17 protein-coding genes are annotated in these 19,164 nt (G+C 70.1%); 6 read left to right on the forward strand and 11 right to left on the reverse strand.

Translation table 11 applies throughout. The annotated features are described in order from the left end of the window. Window positions 1-100 precede the first annotated feature (100 nt). On the reverse strand, window positions 101-1,897 hold the full coding sequence (locus BJY22_RS30000) for an ABC transporter ATP-binding protein (protein ID WP_167213304.1): 1,797 nt from the start codon (window positions 1,895-1,897) through the stop codon (window positions 101-103). Between the two features lie 76 nt (window positions 1,898-1,973). Continuing rightward, window positions 1,974-3,830: an ABC transporter ATP-binding protein gene (locus BJY22_RS30005; protein WP_337759461.1), complete on the reverse strand. Its 1,857-nt coding sequence runs from the start codon at window positions 3,828-3,830 to the stop codon at window positions 1,974-1,976. Between the two features lie 97 nt (window positions 3,831-3,927). Here BJY22_RS30005 and BJY22_RS30010 point away from each other — a divergent pair, with 97 nt between their 5' ends. Further along, entirely contained in the window at window positions 3,928-4,569 is a 642-nt protein-coding gene (locus BJY22_RS30010) for a TIGR03085 family metal-binding protein (protein WP_167213309.1), read from the forward strand. Here the strand turns inward: BJY22_RS30010 and BJY22_RS30015 are convergent. The 4 genes from BJY22_RS30015 to BJY22_RS30030 form a co-directional block, all read right to left on the reverse strand. Then, entirely contained in the window at window positions 4,555-5,139 is a 585-nt protein-coding gene (locus BJY22_RS30015; RefSeq protein ID WP_167213312.1) for a DedA family protein, read from the reverse strand. The genes BJY22_RS30010 and BJY22_RS30015 overlap by 15 nt on opposite strands. Then, window positions 5,136-5,900 carry an MBL fold metallo-hydrolase gene (locus BJY22_RS30020; protein ID WP_167213315.1) on the reverse strand — a complete coding sequence of 255 codons (765 nt, stop codon included), beginning with the start codon at window positions 5,898-5,900 and terminating at the stop codon, window positions 5,136-5,138. Before BJY22_RS30020 ends, BJY22_RS30015 begins: the two co-directional genes overlap by 4 nt. A 47-nt stretch (window positions 5,901-5,947) precedes the next feature. Next, window positions 5,948-8,053 carry an alkaline phosphatase family protein gene (locus BJY22_RS30025; protein ID WP_167213318.1) on the reverse strand — a complete coding sequence of 702 codons (2,106 nt, stop codon included), beginning with the start codon at window positions 8,051-8,053 and terminating at the stop codon, window positions 5,948-5,950. A 70-nt stretch (window positions 8,054-8,123) separates the two neighbouring features. After that, on the reverse strand, window positions 8,124-9,434 hold the full coding sequence (locus BJY22_RS30030) for a family 43 glycosylhydrolase (RefSeq protein WP_167213321.1): 1,311 nt from the start codon (window positions 9,432-9,434) through the stop codon (window positions 8,124-8,126). 156 nt (window positions 9,435-9,590) lie between these two features. Between BJY22_RS30030 and dacB the strand changes: the two genes are divergently transcribed. From dacB to BJY22_RS30055, 5 genes are read left to right on the forward strand one after another with little or no spacing between them, the layout of a single operon-like run. After that, window positions 9,591-11,180, forward strand: coding sequence for a D-alanyl-D-alanine carboxypeptidase/D-alanyl-D-alanine endopeptidase (gene dacB, locus BJY22_RS30035; RefSeq protein WP_167213323.1), 1,590 nt, complete (start codon window positions 9,591-9,593; stop codon window positions 11,178-11,180). Window positions 11,181-11,220: 40 nt separating this feature from the next. Further along, window positions 11,221-12,171, forward strand: coding sequence for a GNAT family N-acetyltransferase (locus BJY22_RS30040; protein ID WP_167213326.1), 951 nt, complete (start codon window positions 11,221-11,223; stop codon window positions 12,169-12,171). Beyond that, entirely contained in the window at window positions 12,168-13,100 is a 933-nt protein-coding gene (locus BJY22_RS30045) for a GNAT family N-acetyltransferase (RefSeq protein WP_167213329.1), read from the forward strand. Before BJY22_RS30040 ends, BJY22_RS30045 begins: the two co-directional genes overlap by 4 nt. A 39-nt stretch (window positions 13,101-13,139) precedes the next feature. After that, a complete protein-coding gene (locus tag BJY22_RS30050) occupies window positions 13,140-13,733 on the forward strand; it encodes an ArsR family transcriptional regulator (RefSeq protein WP_167213331.1) in 594 nt (197 codons plus the stop codon). Beyond that, a complete protein-coding gene (locus BJY22_RS30055; RefSeq protein WP_167213334.1) occupies window positions 13,730-14,983 on the forward strand; it encodes an MFS transporter in 1,254 nt (417 codons plus the stop codon). The genes BJY22_RS30050 and BJY22_RS30055 overlap by 4 nt, the downstream gene beginning before the upstream one ends. Here the strand turns inward: BJY22_RS30055 and BJY22_RS30060 are convergent. The 5 genes from BJY22_RS30060 to BJY22_RS30080 form a co-directional block, all read right to left on the reverse strand. Further along, entirely contained in the window at window positions 14,980-16,572 is a 1,593-nt protein-coding gene (locus tag BJY22_RS30060; RefSeq protein WP_167213337.1) for an MFS transporter, read from the reverse strand. The genes BJY22_RS30055 and BJY22_RS30060 overlap by 4 nt on opposite strands. Then, complete coding sequence (locus tag BJY22_RS30065; RefSeq protein WP_167213339.1) at window positions 16,572-17,078, reverse strand: MarR family winged helix-turn-helix transcriptional regulator; 507 nt, start codon at window positions 17,076-17,078, stop codon at window positions 16,572-16,574. The genes BJY22_RS30060 and BJY22_RS30065 overlap by 1 nt, the downstream gene beginning before the upstream one ends. Window positions 17,079-17,250: 172 nt before the next feature. Then, window positions 17,251-17,706 carry a MarR family winged helix-turn-helix transcriptional regulator gene (locus BJY22_RS30070; RefSeq protein WP_167218843.1) on the reverse strand — a complete coding sequence of 152 codons (456 nt, stop codon included), beginning with the start codon at window positions 17,704-17,706 and terminating at the stop codon, window positions 17,251-17,253. Between the two features lie 2 nt (window positions 17,707-17,708). Beyond that, the gene (hisF, locus tag BJY22_RS30075; RefSeq protein ID WP_167213342.1) at window positions 17,709-18,470 is read right to left on the reverse strand and encodes an imidazole glycerol phosphate synthase subunit HisF; all 762 of its coding nucleotides are present in this window, start codon (window positions 18,468-18,470) and stop codon (window positions 17,709-17,711) included. A gap of 17 nt (window positions 18,471-18,487) precedes the next feature. Beyond that, on the reverse strand, window positions 18,488-19,057 hold the full coding sequence (locus BJY22_RS30080; protein WP_167213345.1) for a hypothetical protein: 570 nt from the start codon (window positions 19,055-19,057) through the stop codon (window positions 18,488-18,490). Window positions 19,058-19,164 lie beyond the last annotated feature (107 nt).

Here is a 19,164-nt window from a genome sequence, read left to right on the forward strand (position 1 = left end):
GACGGGGTTCGCCGGCCGCTGCCGGAGCTGGGTGCCGCGGGGCGGCGGGCAGGTGGTCGCGGGGTTCGCCGGCTGTGGTGGGAGCTGGGGGCTGCGGGTATTACAGGGCGCTGCGTTGGGCGATCCAGCTTTGGTGGAGGCGGGTGTAGACGCCGCCGGCGTCGACGAGTTGGGTGTGGGGGCCTCGCTCCACGATCTTGCCCTCGTCGAAGACGAGGACCTCGTCGGCTGCCTCGGCCGTCGACAGCCTGTGGGCGATCGTGACCGACGTACGCCCGGTCATGAGGCGCTCGAGCGCCGCGTTCACCCGGACCTCGGTGCCGGGGTCGACCGCTGACGTCGCCTCGTCCAGGACGAGCAGGTCCGGGTCGGCGATGTTCGCGCGGACCAGCGCCACCAGCTGCCGTTCCCCCGCGGACAGCGACTCACCGCGCTGACCGACCGCCGAGTCCAGCCCGTCCGGCAGCGACTCCAGCCAGTCCGTGAGGCCGAGCGACTCGAACGCGGTCAGCAGCTCCGCGTCCGTCACGTCCGGCCGGCCGAACCGCACGTTGTCCGCGAGCGACGCGTCGAACAGGTACCCGTCCTGCGGCACCATCACGACCCGCTCCCGCAGCGACTCGAACGAGATCTCGCGCGCATCCACCCCGTCCAGCTTCACCGCCCCGGACGTCGGATCCATCAACCGGGTCAGCAGCTTCGCGAACGTCGTCTTGCCCGACCCGGTCTCCCCCACCACCGCGACCCGCCGATGCGGCTCGATCCGTACGTCGACATCGCGCAGCACCAATTCCCCTTCCGGGTAAGCGAAATCGACGTTCTCGAACTCGACCGTGATCGGCCCGCGCGCCTGCTTCACGCCCTCCTCGCCCGGGTCGGCGACGTCGGCCGGCGTGGCGATCACGCCGAGCACGCGCCGCCAGCCGGCGAAGGCGCTCTGCGCGTCGGTCAGCACCTGCGTGGCGATCTGCACCGGGTCCGAGAACAGCGCGACCAGGAACATGAACGCGAGCAGCTCGCCCAGCGTGGCCTGCCCGTCCACGCCCAGCAGCACACCGACCGTCAGGACGCCCGCGTTCGCGAAGCCCGCGGCCAGACCGCCGATCGAGAACGTCAGGCCGGTGAGCCCCTGCGCCCTCGTCGCCGTCCGGCGGTAGTCGTCGATGGACGCGTCGATGCGGTCCTGCGTGCGCTGCTCGATCGCGTACGAGCGGACCACCTGCGCGCCGACGACCGGCTCCGCGATCGCGGACAGCATCTCGCCGACCTTCGCCCGGACCACGCCGTACGCCGCCGACATCGCGCGCTGCAGGTACTTCAGGCTCGCGAACAACGGGACGAAGCACAGCAGCACGACCAGCGCGAGCTGCCAGGAGTACACGAACATCACGATCGTCGCGAGCAGCATCTGCCCGAGGCTGACCAGGAAGATGAACCCGCCGAACTGCAGGAACTGCGACACCGTGTCGACGTCCGACGTGACCCGGCTGACCAGCGCGCCGCGCCGCTCGGTGCTCTGGGTCAGCACCGGCAGGTCGTGCACGTGCCGGAACGCCTTGATCCGCATCGTCGCCAGCCCGTGCTCCGAGTTGACCGCGAGCCGCACGGTCGTCAGGTACGACGCGCCCGCGGTCAGGATCACGCCGAGCGCGCAGATCAGGCACATCCAGGCGACGTACGACATGTCCGGACCGCCCGGCCCCGACAGCCCCTTGTCGATCGTCTGCTGCACCGCGATCGGTACGACGATCCGCCCGGCCGTCATCGTCAGCGCGAGGATCCCGGTCAGCCACCACCCACGCGCCAGCTCGGGCGAGACCTTCAGACCGTCCTTCAGCGTCTGCAGCCCACCCGCGTTGTCACCGTGATCAAGCCGACTAGCTTCCGCGGCGCTCATCCGCGTCCTCGCTTCGCTGCGGGCGCGGATGTGCGCCGCAGGGCGCTGTGTTTGATGATGACCTCGCTTCGCTCGCTCATCGCGCCGACGCTCCTTCCGAGTCCAAGTCATCGATGTCCGCGGCAAGCTCCGCCTCTTCCTGGCGTCGCTCGGCGTCCTTCTCGTAGGCGTCCACCAGCTCGCGGTACGCCGCCGAGGTCTCCTGCAGTTCGGTGTGCGTGCCGTGCGCCCGGATCCGGCCGTCGTCGAGGAACAGCACCTCGTCGGCGAGTGAGATCGTCGCCTTCCGGTACGCGATCACCAGCACCGTCGTGGCCGCTCCCGCGTCCTCCTGTACGGCGGTCCGCAGCCCGGCGAGGATCCGCGCCTCGACCTGCGGATCGACCGCGCTGGTCGCGTCGTCGAGGATCAGCAGCCGCGGCCGCCGTACCAGCGCCCGAGCCAGCGCGATCCGCTGCCGCTGCCCGCCGGACAGCGTCGTACCGCGCTCGCCGACCTTGGTGTCCAGGCCGTCCGGCAGCGCCTTCACGAAACCGTCGCCCTGCGCGATCCGCAACGCGTCCCAGACGTCGTCGTCGGTGTGGTCGCCGCCGAGCGTGATGTTGCCGCGGATCGTGTCGTCGAACAGGAACGCGGTCTGCGCCACCAGCGCGACCGATCCGGCCAGCTCGTCGCGCGCCAGGTCCCGCACGTCGACCCCGTCGATCTTCACCGCGCCCTGCTCCGGGTCGACGAGCCGCGTCAGCAGCGTGGTCATCGTCGACTTCCCGGAACCCGTCGGCCCGACGACCGCGACGGTCCGGCCGGGCTCGATCGCGAAGTCCACACCGGCCAGTACGTCGCGCTCCGGCAGGTACCCGAACCGTACGTCGGCCACTTCCAGCCGGGCCGCCTTCGTCGACGTCAGCCGCGCCTCGCCGTACTCCATCCCGCCCTCGGCGGTGAGCACGCGCTGTACCCGGTCCCACCCGACGACCGACCGCGGAAGCTCGCCGAGCACCCAGCCGAGCGCCCGGATCGGGAACCCGATCAGCGTGAACAGGAACGCCACCTGGACCACGTCACCCGCGTCCGCCCCGCCGGAGCGCACCCTCCCCACGCCGACCAGCAGCACCGCGAGCACCCCGAGCCGGGGCAGGCCGTCGATCACCGGGTCGAACATCCCGCGGGCCTTGTTCACCGCGATGTTCGCGTCCCGGAGCGCGTACGTCGGGGCGCGGAAGCGCTCGGTCTCCGCGGCCTCCCGGCCGAGTGTCTTCACGACCAGCGCGCCGTCGAACGACTCGTGCGCGACCTCGGAGACGTCCGCACGCAGCTGCTGCGCCCGGGTCGCGAGCGGCTGCAGGTAGCGCTGGAAGATCACGTTCGCGACGAAGACCAGCGGGAACACCAGGCAGCCGACCAGCGCCAGCCAGACGTCGGCCGCGAACATCGCGATGGTCGCGAAGATCAGCATCGCGATGACGCCGATCGCCATCGGCAGCGGCGCGATCACGAACCAGGTCGACTCCACGTCGGCGTTCGCGTTCGACAGCAGCATGCCGGTCGAGTGCTGGTGGTGCCACTCCAGCGGAAGCTTCAGGTACTGCCGGGTGACCCGCCGGCGGTACTTCGCCTGCAGCCGGAACTGCATGATTCCGGCCCCGAGCCGCCGCCCGACGATGCCGATCGCGTTCAGGATCGCGATCCCGATGAACAGCGAGATCAGCACCGCGATCGCGCCCGCGCTGGTGTCGCCGCTCTCGAACGCCGGCCGGATCAGCCGGTCGGTGGACCAGCCGAGCGCCCAGCCGCCGGCCACGGTCATCGCGCCGTACAGCATACTCGCGACCACGGACAGCGCGAAGATGCCCGGCTCCTCCCAGATCGCGACGCGCAGCACCCCGAATCCCCGCCGGGTGACGCTGCCCTTGTCCGGGACTTTCGGTGGCACGGGCAACACACTCCAGGCAGTCAGGTGCATACGTGGGACACGGCAATGACAACGATTGACATTCTGCCACCCCCGTCCGACAACTACGATCGAGAATGTGACCGACTACAGCCGGGTGGAACGACTCGCTCTGTGTGACCTGTTCGACCAGGTCGGACCTGCCGCGCCCACTCTGTGCGAGGGCTGGGACGCCTACGACCTCGCCGTGCACCTGTACGTCCGGGAGGCGGACCCGATGGCCGGGCCCGGCCTGATGATCCCCGCGCTCTCCGATACCACCGAGCGGCGGATGCAACGGGTGAAGGAGCGGTACGGGTTCGCCGCGGTCGTCGGCAAGGTACGCACCGGGCCGCCGGCCGTGTCCCTGTTCGCGGTGCCGAAGCTCGGTGCGCAGCTGAACACGACCGAGTACTTCATCCACCACGAGGACGTACGGCGCGCCCAGCCGTCGTACGACGTCCGAACGCTGCCGCGCGAGCAGCAGGACGGCCTGTGGAAGGCGGTCCGGCTGTCCGCGAAGGCGATGGCCCGGAAGGCGCCGAGCGGCGTGGTGCTCCGGCGGCCGGACGGCACGAGCAGCGTCGCGAAGCGGCCGAACGAGCGAGGCTCCGTCACGGTGACCGGCGAGCCGGCCGAGCTGGTGCTGTTCTGCAGCGGGCGGCAGGCGGTGGCCGACGTACAACTGGACGGCGAGACGGAGGCGGTGGAGCAGCTCCGCAACGCGTCATTCGGTCTCTGACCGCTTGCGCCGGGCGCGCCGGACCAGGCTGCTGACCACGGTGGTGAGGGCGACCAGTGCGATCGCGGCCACCACGCCCTCCCACGGCTCGTCGAAGAGCGCGTACCCGAGCAGACCGATCGCCATGTAGACCGCGGCCCACAGCGACGAAGCAGTCAGGTCGACGATGGCGAACCGCTCCCACTTGTACCCGGCGAGGCCGGCGGCCAGCAGCACCGGCACGCGGCCGCCCGGGATCAGCCGGGACGTCAGCAGCACGGTGATCTCGTGGTCGGCCAACCGTTCCCGGAGATTGTCCAGCGACGCGTTGTCACGCAACCACCCGACCCGCTTGGCCAGCCGCTCACCGCCGAACCGGCACCCGGCGTACACGATCAAATCGCCGACATACGCTCCGGCCGCGCCCGCGATCAGCACCCCGACCAACCCGATCGGGCTGCCGTGCGATGCCAGTACGGCGCCCGCCGACACCGCGGCGCCCGTCGGCAGCACGGGAAGCACCGCACCGATCAGCACCGCCCCGGCGAGCGCGAACAGGTACCACAGGTCGAACTTGGTGTCTCCGGTCATCCACCGACCTCGACCGTCTGACCCGGCACCAGAACCTCCACCTTCACCGCGGGATCCACCTCGGTCATCGCGGTCTTGAACCTGTCCCCCGGCGCCAGGAACAGCTCCGGTTTGATCCAGTCACAGCCGATCGGCCAGAACGTCCCGAAATGTACCGGCACCGCCATCGACGCGCCGACCCGCCGCACCGCCTCCGCCGCGCGGACCGGATCCAGATGACCGGGACCGAGCGACGGTCCCCAGCCGCCCACGGGCACCAGCGCGAGATCGACCTGCCCGGCCTCCGCCGCGAGCCCGTCGTACAGGTCGGTGTCGCCCGCGAACCACACGCTCGGCGCCCCGTCGACGCGGTACCCGAGTGGCTGCGCGGAGTACGACGACCACGGCAGCCGCCGCCCGTCGTGATGGGCCGTGACGGCGGTGATCTCGAGCGAGCCGATCCGGACCTGGTTGCCCGGGGCAACCTCGATGCAGCGGTCCGAGTACTGCGGTCCGCGGTCGGCGTGGATCAGCCGCGCCGCGCCCCGCGGTACCACCAGCGCGGCGTCCGGCGAGATGAACGGGAACGAGGTCAGGTGCAGGTGGTCGGCGTGCAGGTGCGAGATCAGCACGGCATCGCACTCCCCCGCCTCGGGGGCCGGCGCCGGACCGCGCCGGCGGCGCAGATGGGCGATCCGCGACGTCAGCACCGGGTCGGTCAGGAGCCGCGTGCCGTTCGCCTCGATCGTGGTGGTGGCGTGCCCCCACCATGTCACTCGCATGTCACTCGCATGTCACTCGCATATCACTCGCATGTGACTCGCACGCTTCAGGCCTCCACCTTCGACTCGACCGGCTTCGTGAGGTCCTTGCGGTGCCCCAGCTTCTCCAGCCAGCCGATCAGCACTTCGTGAACCGCGTCGGAGCCTACGGGAGGCTCGTCGAGCACCCAACGACTCGGGTGCACCAGCACCGCCTCGGTCTGCCAGCCGCCGACCCCGCCGTGACAGCCGACCAGTTCCTCGAACGCCGCCACCTCGTGGGTGAACTCGTCGAGCCGGCTGACCACCACGAGGTCGCCGTTGTGCGGCATCTCGGCCTGGCGGAGCATCGAGGCGGCCGCGGGTTCGCCGTACGGCGCCAACGGGTCCTCCCCTTCGACCCGGCCGGACCGCAGGACCCGGACACCGGCCCGCCCGATCGCGACCGGCCCCTCGGCGAGCGAGTCCACCACCACGAACCCGATCCCGGGATGGGTCGCAAGACCCGGGATCAGCTTCGGATGGAGCAGCTCGATCTCCTCCAGCGGCACCCGGCCGGGCGTGGTCGCGAGGTAGATCAGCGCGAGGTTGCCGGACGCGGTGACGACCATCTGCTCGTCCGGGGCCACCTGCGGCTCGCACTCCTTCGGGCCGAGCTCCACCTCGCCGTCTTTCACGTGCAGCGCCTTCCGGGTAACCGATCCGGCCACGCTCCGACGCATGCTGAGCTCGGTGAGGAAGGCGTTCACCGGCCCCCAGCCCTCGGACTTGCCGACCGCGGCGACCGGCTCCTTGGTGGTGTCGACCAGGTCGTCGACCACCTCGGCGAGCGTCCGGCCGTACCGCTGCAGGAACGTCGAGCCCTGGCTCTGGCCGTGGTCGGACAGCACGACGATCTCGTACGAGTGCGGAAGGATGTCGATGATCCGGCGCAGCGCGCCGAGCACCCGGTCGAGGCCTTCCAGGGTCTGCAGGGACTCGGCCCGGGTCGGTCCGGCGTGGTGCGCGACCTCGTCGTAGTCGACGAAGTCGCAGTAGATCACCGGGGTGCCCTTGACCAGTTCGTCGGTGATCAGCGAGACGTTCAGGTCGCGGAGCAGGACGTTGGTGACCGCCCGCAGGAAGATGTACGCGCCGCCGCGCTTGACCCGCGGGACGAGGCGACGCGCGCGCTGGCGGCGGGCCTGGTGCAGCTCCTTGATCATCTCCGCGACGCACAGGATCAGGCCGCGCGCGGCGCCCTGGGGACTGGAGAAGAACCGCACGTACCCGCGGCTGCGGCTGTTCGGCAGGCCGGCGCGGCTGAACACCAGTTCGCACTTGTCCGCGTCGCCGGACCAGTTGTTGCTGATGCTGACGCCGCCGTCCGCGAGCAGGCCGCGCCCGGTGGACATCCGGGCCTCGATCTCGGCCGCGTCCCGGCCGCGGTTGGTGACCATCACCCGGCCGGTCTCCTTCTCGTACCACCGGAAGGCCGGGATGTGCCGCGAGCCGCCGTGCAGGATCCCGGCCTGGCTCGCGGGCGTGGTCGCCGGCACGCCGGTGTGCCAGGCGAGCATCGAGTGGTTGCCGTCGCGGATCCAGCCGCCGAGGTTCGGCAGGTTGCCGGCCAGGACCATCCAGTTCAGCAGCGGCGCGGACAGGCCGTCGATCTGGATGATCAGCATCCCGGTCTTCGGCGCCGGCTGGATCCGCCGGGCGCGGCGGTGCACGAGCCGCATCACCTCGGCGACGTACGCGTCGTCACTGCCCGCGTACGCGACCCAGCCGACGAAGGCGCTCACCGACGACATCACGATCGCGACCAGCACCGGCGCCTCGACACCGCCGTGCAGGTTCACCCCGGGGTCGACGGTGATGCCGAGGTAGACGACCGCGAACTGCGACAGCAGGCCGCCGACGAGGACGCCGATCGACCCGATCAGGACCGCGATCCCGGCCAGGATCCAGCGCATCAGCATCGAGAACACCGCGAGCAGGACGACCAGCCGCAGGATCGGCAGCCGGCCGTCGCTGCTGATCTGCGGCAACGTCCAGAACGTGATGATCAGCGTGATCAGGGAGGCGAGGCCGCCGTACAGCATCGCCTGCAGACCACGTCCGGTACGGCGTACGTCCAGCCACAACGGACGTCGGCGCCGGTCCTTGGACAGCTGTTCTGGTGGTTTCGCCATTCTCCTGCTTCGTGCTCCCCGTAGTACTCGACGTTGTGCAGTACGAGACTACGGGGTCGCACCGACGGCTTTACTGCACTTCGAGGTAGTCGACCTCCGTGTACAGGGTGCCCTTGGTCAGCCGGATCGTGTTCCAGCCGGCCTTGAGCGTGACGGAGACCGAGCTCTGGCGCCAGTTGTCCCAGCCGGTGACCGGATAACTGACCGAGCCCGCGTTGTTGCCGTTGACAACGAGGCCGTGGCTCGCGGTGGACGCCGAGCCGTTGGCGTACCCGACGTGCAGCGTGTAACCACCCGCGACCGGAGCGAACACGGTGTTCTCCACCCACGAGTCCGCGTAGTCGATGTACGCGACCACCTTCCCGTCCGACGCGCCGGCGGCGTTCGACCGTACGACGCAGTGGTTCAGCGTGCCGCGTTCGGCCTCGTACCGCACGCGGCTGCCGCGGACCACCGGGTAGTCGTTCGCCCACCCGACGTCGGCGACGTACACGTGCCGGCCGCCGCCGACCCACCCGTGGACGAACACCTTGTTGCCGACGACGTCCGCACCGCCCGGCCCGCAGATGCGGCCGTCGAACGTCGCGGTCGTCATCAACGGGCGGTACGCCGTCGTCCACGGGCCGCTCAGGCTCTTCGAGGTCGCGTACGACGTCAGGTAGTTGCAGTCGGTGTACCCGCCGCCGGAGAAGAACAGCACGTACTGGCTGCCGCGCTGCACGAGGTCCGGCGCCTCGATCACACTGTTCGACGTGAGCATCGCGGTGTTGCCGCCCACCAGGGTCCGGCCGTTGTCCGCGGTCCGGGTCAGCCAGAGCGTCGACGGCTTGCTAATCGCGTTGCCGTCGTTCTTCCAGACGAGGTAGCGGGTGCCGTCGTTGGCCACGAACGTGTTCGCGTCGATCGCGCCGCCGAGGTCGAGCGGGCAGATCAACGGCGCCGTACCGACGGGCTGGAACGGACCGAGCGGATTCGTGGCGGTGGCTACGCCGACGCACTGGCGGCCGGAGGCCTTGTGCCAGGCGGTGTAGGTGAGGGTGAAGCTGCCGTCGGGGTTCGGGTGGACGTCGGGCGCCCAGGTGCGGCCGGGCTGGGCCCACGCGCTCGACGGGCCGCCGGGCATGGCGTCGCCGCGGACCGTCCACGGGCCGTTCGCGCTCGGCGCGGTCGCGACCGGAACGGTGCCGCGGCCGCCGTTGGTGGCGTAGGCGTACCAGGTGCCGTTGTGCTGGAAGACGTCCGGATCGGGGAAGTTCTCGCCGATGACCACGCTCGGGAAGACGGCGGCCGTGGTGGCCGCGGGCGCCGGCGGTGACAGGAAGGCTGTGAGGCTGAAGACGGCCAGAGCGGCCGCCAGAAGTCTGCGGGAAAGTCGCGGCATGCGGGACTCCTCAGGTGGGGGCGGATACCTGTACGACGAACTTTTCCATCGATTCACCTGAAACGCGAGAGCTCGATCGCGCTGATCGCTGGACCCAGGGCGTCCGGGGGTGGAGACTCCGCTTGTTGGTTTCCGCCTGGGTTGAGGGAGTGTCTCGTGAGTCTTTTACCGAGAGTGTCGGGGCGTGGGGTGGTCGCCACCGTCGCCGCGGTTGCGGCCGTCGTCGCGGGAGGTGCCGCTGGTGGCGCCGGTGGCGTGATGACGCAGTCGGCTCAAGCGCCGGCCGCAGTACAGCAGACGGCGCTGCAGCAGAAGCTGGACAGCTTGCTGAACGACAGCCGGTACGACGGTTCGCAGGTCGCGCTCGTGGTCCGCGACGCGACCACCGGCGAGACCTTGTACGACCGGAACGGCGGCCAGCGGATGCTGCCCGCGTCGAACACCAAGCTGTTCAGCTCGACGGCCGCGATGCACGTGCTCGGCCCGTCGTACCGCTTCCACACCGACGTCCTCGCCACCGCACCCGTCCGCGGTGGACAGCTCGTCGGTGACCTCTACCTCAAGGGGTACGGCGACCCGACCGCGCTCGAGTCGGACTACGCCGCCCTGGCGAAACAGCTGAAGGCGGCCGGCGTACGGCGCGTCTACGGCAACCTGATCGCGGACGACACGTACTTCGACCACGTCCGCCTCGGCGACAGCTGGGCCTGGGACGACGAGCCGTTCTACTACAACGCCCAGATCTCCGCGCTGACGCTGGCGCCGGACACCGACTACGACTCCGGTACGGCGATCGTCGAGAGCCGCCCCGGTGCGACCGTCGGCGCTCCGGTGCAGCTCGCCCTGGTTCCGGCGAACGGCGTACTGCAGCTGGTGAACACCGCGACCACCGGCGCGGCCGGATCGTCGAACACGCTGAGCATCGAGCGCGACCACGGGACGAATGTCGTCCGCGCGACCGGCTCGGTGCCGCTCGGCGCGTCGGTCGGCGAGGAGTGGGTGACCGTCTGGGAGCCCGAGCTGTACGCCGCCGACGTGTTCCGGCGCGCACTCGCCGCGGAAGGCATCTCGGTGAGCGGCCGGATCAAGAACGCCGCGACGCCGGCGGGCGCGACCCGGTTGGCGCGGGACGAGTCGATGACGGTCGGCGAGCTGATGACGCCGTTCCTCAAGCTCTCCAACAACATGCACGCCGAGACGCTGGTCAAGGCGATGGGCGCGGTCGCCGAGGCCGAAGGCAGCTGGCCGGCCGGGCTCGGCGTGACGACCGACTACGCCAAGAGCGTCGGCGTCGACACGAGCCGGATCCGGCTGTCCGACGGCTCCGGACTGTCCCGCAAGGTCAACGTGACCGCGGATGCGATCACCGACCTGCTGATCGGCGTACAGAAGGAGACGTGGTGGCAGCAGTGGTACGACGCCCTGCCGATCGCCGGCAACCCGCAACGGTTCGTCGGCGGGACGCTGCGCAGCCGGATGGCGAACACACCGGCCGCCAACAACCTGCACGGCAAGACCGGCTCGCTCACCGGTGTCACGTCGCTGTCCGGCTACGTGACGAACAAGGACGGCCGGAAGCTGGCCTTCGCGATGATCAGCAACAACTACCTGATCAGCCCGCGCTCGATCGAGGACGCCGTCGGCGTCACGCTCGCGTCGTGGTCCGACCAGGCACCCCCGGCCGCCGTCTCCACCTTGAGGACGGCGCAGTCTGCCTGTGAGCTGGAGTGGGACAAGGCCTGCTAATTGGGTAGCCAGCGCGGCGGTCGTTCCTCACCATGTGTGAATGACCGCCGTACTGCCTGAGACCCACACCGTCCGGCCGCCGACGCGCGAGGACGCGCAGGCGATTCTCGAACTGGTGTCCGCCTACAACACCTCGGTGATCGGCTTCGCCGACTACACCCTCGAGGACGCGGAGGACGAGCTCTCGGAGCCGGGCTTCGACCTCGCGACCGACAGTTGGCTCGTGTTCGACGACGACCGCCTGGTCGGGTACGGGGCGGTCTTCGGCAAGGGCGATCACCGGGATCTCGACATCGACATCGTGACCGCCGAGGTGGACGTCGAGCGCTGGCTGCTCGACCGGGTCCTCGACCGGGCGGCCGGGTTCGCGCGGGAGTACGGCCACGCGGCTGTCCAGGTCGACACGGTCAACTACCAGGCCGACGTCGCCCGCCGGGACCGCTTCGCCGGCTACGGGTTCGAGCGGGGCACGACGTTCCACCGGATGCGGATCGACCACGCCGGCCAGGTCGCCGCGCCGGACGTCCCGGCCGGTGTCACGGTCCGCCGGGGCACGCCGGACGAGACGAGCCAGCGGGCCGCGCACGACGTACTGAACGCCGCCTTCGACGGGCAGTTCGGGTTCACGCCGCGTCCGTTCGAGGAGTGGAAGGCGTCGCAGGAGAACCATTCCGCCTTCGACTGGTCACAGCTGACGTTGCTGGAGCTGGACGGCGAGGTGGTCGCGATGCGGCTGTGCAACGACCAGTTCGTCGAGGACGAGGACTGCGGGTACGTCGGCCGGCTCGCCGTACTGGAGAAGGCCCGCGGGAAGGGGCTGGCGAAGTTCCTGCTGCGGGACCAGTTCGCGGTGGACGCGGCGGCCGGACGGACCGGCACGATCCTGCACGTCGACACGAACAACCCCACTCCGGCGCTCGGCGTCTACCTGTCGGTGGGCATGCAGGCGGTGCTGGTCATGGAGGTCTGGCGTCGCCAGGTCAGCGCATGAGCCTGCCGGTCGGTCACACCGCCCGCCCGATGCGGCTCGACGACGCCGCGCTGATCGCAGAGCAGTCCGCCGCGTACACCTCGGCCCTGCTCGGGTTCCCGAAGCACAGCCCTGAGGACGTCGCCAACTACCTGCGCGACCCCGGCGTCGACCTGGCGACCGACGGCTGGGTCGTGAACGGCCCGGACGGGTTCGCCGGTTCGGCCACCGCGGTACGGATCACCGGCGGCTCGCACGTCAACGTCGACATCCTCGGCGAGGACCCGGCGGTGCTCGGCTGGCTCCTCGACCAGGCGGAACGGCGGGCCCGCGAGGCCGGCCGCGCCGAGGTGATCCTCCGCGTCGGCGTCATCCACTCCGACGAGCGCCTCGCGGCGATCCTCGCCGCACGCGGCTTCGCGATCGGTACGTCGGCGCACCGGATGCGGATCACCTTCGACGGTCCGGTTGCCCCGCCCGTCGTACCGGAGGGAGTCGTCGTACGCCGGGGCGCCCCGGACGAGGCGAGCCGCCGGGCAGCGCACGCCGTACTGATGGAGGCGTTCGAGGAGCAGCCCGGGACGCTGCCGCGGCCGTTCGAGGAGTGGGCGGCGTCGCGGGAGAGCCGATCGACGTTCGACTGGTCGCAGGTGACGATCGCCGAGCTCGACGGGCAGCCGGTCGGGATGACCGAGTGCAACGACAACTTCGTCAGCACCGACAACTGCGGGTACGTCGGGCGGCTGGCCGTCGTGCCGTCCGCGCGCGGACGCGGACTGGCGAAGTTCCTGCTGCGGAACGCGTTCGCCGTCGACGCCGCCGCGGGACGCGCCGGCACGATCCTGCACGTCGACACGAGCAACCCGACGCCGGCGGTCGCTCTCTACACCGGCGTCGGGATGCGCCCGGACCTGATCAGTGACGTCTGGATGCGCACGATCGCGATCTGAAGCATTGCTCTCAGAGATCTGAGAGATTACTCTCGAAACATGTCTCTCAGGAATCCGTACGGCGATTTCGAGATCACCGACCCGCAGGCGATGCGCGCGCTGGCGCATCCGGTCCGGCTCGCCGCGCTCAGCTACCTGCAGAAGAACGGCCCGGCCACGGCGACCCAGCTGTCCGAGCACGTCGGCGCCTCCCCCTCGGTCACCAGCTGGCATCTGCGGCACCTGGCCGGTTTCGGCCTGGTCGTCGACGGTCCGCCGCCGAGCGGATCGGACCGGCGGCAGCGCTGGTGGCACGCGGCCGCGCGCGGGTTCCGGTACGAGATGCCGGACACTCCGGAGGGCGCCGAGGCCGGCCGGTTGCTGCGGACCGAGATGATGAACCAGGCGCTCGAGTCCACCCAGCAGTGGCTGGCCGACACCGAGCCGGGCCTCGAGCCCGAGTGGAGCCGGCTGGCGGGATCCGCGAACACGTTGCTCGTCCTCACGTCCGCCGAGGCCGAGGAGATCGAGTCCGCGATCGAGCAACTGCTGGCGCCGTACGTCCAGCGCCGCGACACCGGGGAGCTGCCGGACGACGCCCGCCCGGTCCGGTACGTTCGCTTCTCCTTGCCTGAAGCAACGGACTCGCAGTGAGGACGCTGCCGACCACGAGCCTGTGGCGGGACCAACGATTCCGGACGTTCTGGTCCGCCCAGGGCGTGTCCGAGTTCGGCGACCGGATCACCGAGCTCGCGCTGCCGCTGATCGCCGTCACGATGCTCGACGCCTCCCCCAGCCAGGTAGGCTTCCTGACAGCGGCGGTCTGGCTGCCGAACCTCGCGTCGCTGTTCATCGGCGCGTGGGTGGACCATCGCCGCGACAAGCGTCCGCTGATGATCGCCGCGGACCTGACCCGGACGGTCCTGCTCCTCACGTTGCCGATCGCGTACTGGCTCGGTGTGCTTGCCCTCGGCCACTTGTACGTGATCGCGATCCTGGCCGGTACGGCGCATGTCGTCTTCGGAACGGCGTACGCGTCGTTCTTCGTCCGGCTCGTCGATCGCGATCAGTACCTGGAGGCGAACAGCAAGCTCTCCGCGACCAGGTCGGTCTCGTTCATGGGCGGGCCGGCGCTCGGCGGCCTGCTGGTGCAGTGGCTGACCGCGCCGGTCGCGCTGGTCCTCGACGCGCTGACATTCGTGTTCTCGGCCGTCCAGCTCAGCCGGCTGAAGGTCGAGCCGGGCGCCGCGGAGAAGTCCGGCGAACCGCTGCTGCACCGGGCGGCCGTCGGGATGCGGTACGTCCTCAAGCACCCGTACCTGAGCCGCAGCCTGGGCTGTGCGACGACGGTGAACTTCTTCAACCTGATGAGCATGGCGCTGCTCGTGCTGTTCGCGAGCCGTCATCTGGGGCTGTCCGCCGGTGTCATCGGTGTCGCCTTCGGCGTCGGCGCGTCCGGCGGTCTGCTGGGCGCCGTCATCGCGTCGCCGCTCAGCCGCCGGTTCGGCGCCGGACCGGTGATCGCCGCCGGAGCCATCGTCTTCCCGAGCTCGATCGCGATCGTCGCACTGGCGGACGGTCCGACGTGGCTGAATGCTGTCGCGCTGGCGGTGGCCGAGTTCGTCGGCGCCTTCGCGGTGATGTGCTTCGACGTACCGCTGAACTCGTTGCAGGCGGCGGTCATTCACGACCACATGCGAAGCCGGGTCGCGGGCGCGTTCAGCAGCATCAACTACGGCATCAGGCCGCTCGGTGCGGTCGTCGGAGGGTTCCTCGGCACCTGGATCGGCGTCCGGGAAACCCTCCTCGTATCCGCAGCGGGCGGCCTGCTCGCCGTACTCTGGCTGGTCGGCTCACCGATCATCCGCACCCGCGAACTGACCGGCCTCGAGCCCCCGGTCTAGTCCTCGACGAGGTCCTCGACCGGGTCGAGCTTCGCGACGGTCTTGCGGAGCGGGACCTCCTTGATGAACACGACCGCGACCAGGCTGACCACTGCACAGGCGGCCGCGATCAGGAAGATCCGCCCGGTCGCGTCGCCGTACGCGTGCCGCACCAGCTCGGCCAGCTGCGGCGGGAGGTGGTTGACGTCCAGCAGACTCGTGCCGCCGGAACCGCCCTCCTGCAGTTTGCGCGCCGCCTCGGCACCGTTCGGGCCGGCGAGCACACCGGCGATGATCAGGTCCTTGACCCGCGCCGCGAGAACCGCACCGAGCACGGAGACGCCGACCGCACCACCCAGACTGCGGAAGAACGCGACGGTCGCCGAGGACGCGCCGATCTGCGTGACGTCGACGGTGTTCTGTACGGCGAGCACCAGGTTCTGCATCGTCATACCGGTGCCGAGACCCAGCGCCAGCATGCCCAGCCCGACGAGCCAGTACTGCGTGGTGTGGTCGATCGTGCCGAGGATCAGCAGACCGCCGAGCAGCAGGACGCCGCCCACCACGAGGTACCGCTTCCACTTGCCGTAGCGGGTGATCAGCTGACCCGAACCCGCCGAGCCGATGAACGAACCGAGCATCATCGGGATCGTCAGCAGGCCGGCCTCGGTGGGGCTGTAACCGCGGGCGATCTGGAAATACTGGCCGAGGAACAGCGCGCTGCCGAACATCGCGACGCCAACTGCGAGGCTCGCTACGATCGCGAGCACGGTGGTCCGCTCCCGCACGACCTTCAGCGGGACCAGCGGCTCGGGAGTGCGGCTCTCGACCAGTACGGCGAGGAACCCGAACAGCAGCGTGCCGCCGACGAACAGCGCGGACTGCCAGGACATCCAGGCGAAGTCAGAGCCGGCGAAGGTGACCCACAGCAACGGCAGGCTGGCCGCGATGCTGATCAGGACGGCGCCGAGGTAGTCGATCCGGACCTCACGCTTGAGCACCGGCAGGTGCAGGTACTTCTGCAGGATCACCAGACTGACCACGGCCAGCGGGACGCAGACATAGAAGCACCAGCGCCAGCCGAGCCAGTCGGTGTCGACGATGACGCCGCCGATGAGTGGGCCGCTGACGGTCGCGACTGCCATGACGGCGCCCATGTAACCGGAGTACCGGCCCCGCGAGCGGGGTGGGATCGCGGCACCGATGATGGCCTGCGCGAGCGCCATCAGGCCGCCCATCGCGAGACCCTGGAGCACCCGGGCCCCGATCAGGAACGGCACGTTGTGGGACAGGCCGGCCAATGCGGACCCGATCACGAAGACCGAAATCGCCACCTGGACCAGCAGTTTCTTGCTCATCAGGTCGGCGAGCTTGCCCCAGATCGGGGTGGACACCGTGGTGGCCAGCAGGCTCGCGGTGAGGACCCAGGTGTACTGCGTCTGGGTGCCTTCGAGGTCGGCGATGATCGTCGGCAGGGCGTTGCTGACGATGGTCGAGCTCAGCATCGCCGTGAACAGCGCGGCGAGCAGACCGATCAGGATCTCGAGGATCTCGCGGTGGGTGAGTTCCGGCGTACTGGGCAGCTCGCGCCGGGTCTCGGTGACTGTCATCACTCTCCTGTTGATTGTGGACGCCTCACGACCTTGTTCGCCTCGGTGATCGCGGTCGCGACCCGCTGCAGGGTGGCAGCGGCCGCGACCAGCGCGTCGTCGTCGAGGTCCGACAAGGCGGTTCTCAGCTGCTGGGTGTAGGACGAGTAGAGCGCCTCCAACTGGGCCTTCCCCCGGGGTGCGAGGCTGACCAGCCCGACGCGAGCATCGGCCGGATCCGGCCGACGGCTCACCAGTCCGTCGGCCTCCAGCGCGGTCAGCTGCCGGCTCACCACCGAGGCGTCGACGCCGAGCTTGGCGGCGATCTCGCCACCGCGCTGCTCACCGCCCTTCAGCAGCACCTTCAGCACACTCGCGTCCGACCGGCGCAGTCCGCCGTCGTTCGTCAGCTGCCGATGCTCGATACACCGCACGGCCCGCACCAGGGAACTGACCCCTTCGAGAAGCTCCCAGGCGGCCGCATCCCGCTCTACCCCCGGGACGAGAGGTTCCTGAGCTAGTTGCATAACCCAACTATATACCTAAATAGTTGGTTTCCACAACCATATGCGCATGTTGTGGCCAGCCGGTCACAGCAGGTAGCTCCGGCAGACCCTGAGGTACCAGTGGAGAACCTGGCAGTCGCGGGGATAACCCTCGCGTGGTGGGGTGCCGCCGACTGGAGCGGCGTACCAGGAATCAGCCCAGGTCGGCGTTCAGGCGGTTCAGGAGGCGGCCGAGGTCGGCGAGGTCGGTGGGGTTCCAGCGGTCGAGGATGGCGCGGAACTCGGTCTGGCGCTGCGTGCGCATGGCCTCGAAGCGTTCGGCGCCGGTGGTGGTGAGGCGGAGCAGGCGGGCGCGGCCGTCGGCGGGGTCGCCGACCCGCTCGATCAGGCCGAGGTTCTCGAGGTGGGTGATGCCGCGGCTGACGGTCGACTTGTCGAGGCCGAGCACCTGGGCGACGTCGGACGCGCGGACGCCGGCGCCGCCGCCCGTCCCCAGCTCGATCTGGGAGATCAGGGCGTACCCGGCGGCGTCCAGCTCCGGGTGAACGCGGCGAGCCAGGCGCAGGGACGCGGAGCGCGAACGGCGGAACAGGGCGGACAGCTCCTGCTCGATCGCCGCAACCAACTCCTCCGACCGCTCGACCTGCATACTCACCGGACCACAATCCCCGCGTCGCGGAGGGCCTTCTTCACGTCGGCGATCCGGAAGTCGCCGAAGTGGAACACGCTGGCGGCGAGTACGGCGTCCGCGCCGGCCTGCACCGCGGGCGGGAAGTGCTCGGGGGCGCCCGCTCCCCCGCTGGCGATCAGCGGTACGTCGACCACGTCACGGACCGCCTTGATCAGCTCGAGGTCGAAGCCCTGCTTCGTCCCGTCGGCGTCCATCGAGTTCAGCAGGATCTCCCCCGCGCCGAGCTCGCACCCGCGCTGCGCCCACTCGATCGCATCGAGCCCCGCCGAGCGGCGACCGCCGTGGGTCGTGACCTCGAACCCGCTCGGCTGCTCCGCGGACCGCCGTACGTCGAGGGACAGCACCAGGACCTGGTTCCCGAACCGGTGCGCGATCTCGCGGATCACCTCCGGCCGCGCGATCGCTCCGGTGTTGATCCCGACCTTGTCCGCACCCGCCCGCAGCAGCCGGTCCACGTCGGTCGCCTCGCGGACGCCGCCGCCCACCGTCAACGGGATGAAGACCTGTTCCGCGGTGCGCCGGACCACGTCGTACGTCGTCTCGCGCGAGCCCGACGACGCGGTGATGTCGAGGAAGGTGAGCTCGTCCGCACCCTCCGCGTCGTACACCTGCGCCATCTCGACCGGATCGCCGGCGTCGCGCAGATCCGCGAAGTTGACACCCTTGACCACCCGCCCGGCATCGACGTCCAGACAGGGAATGACTCGCACGGCAAGACTCACGCGGCCAAGCGTAGCGTTCAGCGCCCGGAGATCAGGCCGACGACCGCTCCGAGGACAGCGCCGCCGGCGAGGACGGCCACGATCACCGGCAGGTAGTTGCTCCCGGTCCGCGGTGCTCCGGGGATCGCCGGCAGGTTGAAGAGGGTCGTGACCCGCCGCGGCAGCACGACGCCGCGCGCGGCCGCAGCGCTCAGCGCGTCCTTGATCACCGGGAAGACCTCGGGCGGGACGGGCATGACGAGGACCACGTCGGTCAGGTCGTCACTCAACCGGAGGCTGACCGATCCGCCGCGAGCGCGCTGCCAGCGGGCCGCGGACACGGCGCTCAGGTCCAGTGACTGCCGGCCGATCAGCGTCGTCACCTCGAGGTACCGTCCCCGGATCCGCGGCCGGACGCCGATGTTCGAGACCAGCAGGGTGCTCACAACCAGTGCGATCCCGGTGCCTACGAGCACGAAGGATTCAGGCCCGCTGTCGACGCCTGCCCGAATCCACAGCCACCATCCCAGCACCGCGACGAGCGCGATCCCCAGCGCGACGCCGTACCGCCCCCACCGCGAGACCCGCCGCGCCCCCACCTCATCCACCGGCCGCACCCTAGCGATCCATGGGGTCTCCCCGCCGGACGTTCCCCGTCCACCACCGCTCGTCCTCGCCCGAGCGGGCAGGTGAACTGACGACAAGCCCTGGGGAC

The sequence above is a fragment of the Kribbella shirazensis genome, assembly GCF_011761605.1.
Classification (GTDB): Bacteria; Actinomycetota; Actinomycetes; order Propionibacteriales; family Kribbellaceae; genus Kribbella; species Kribbella shirazensis.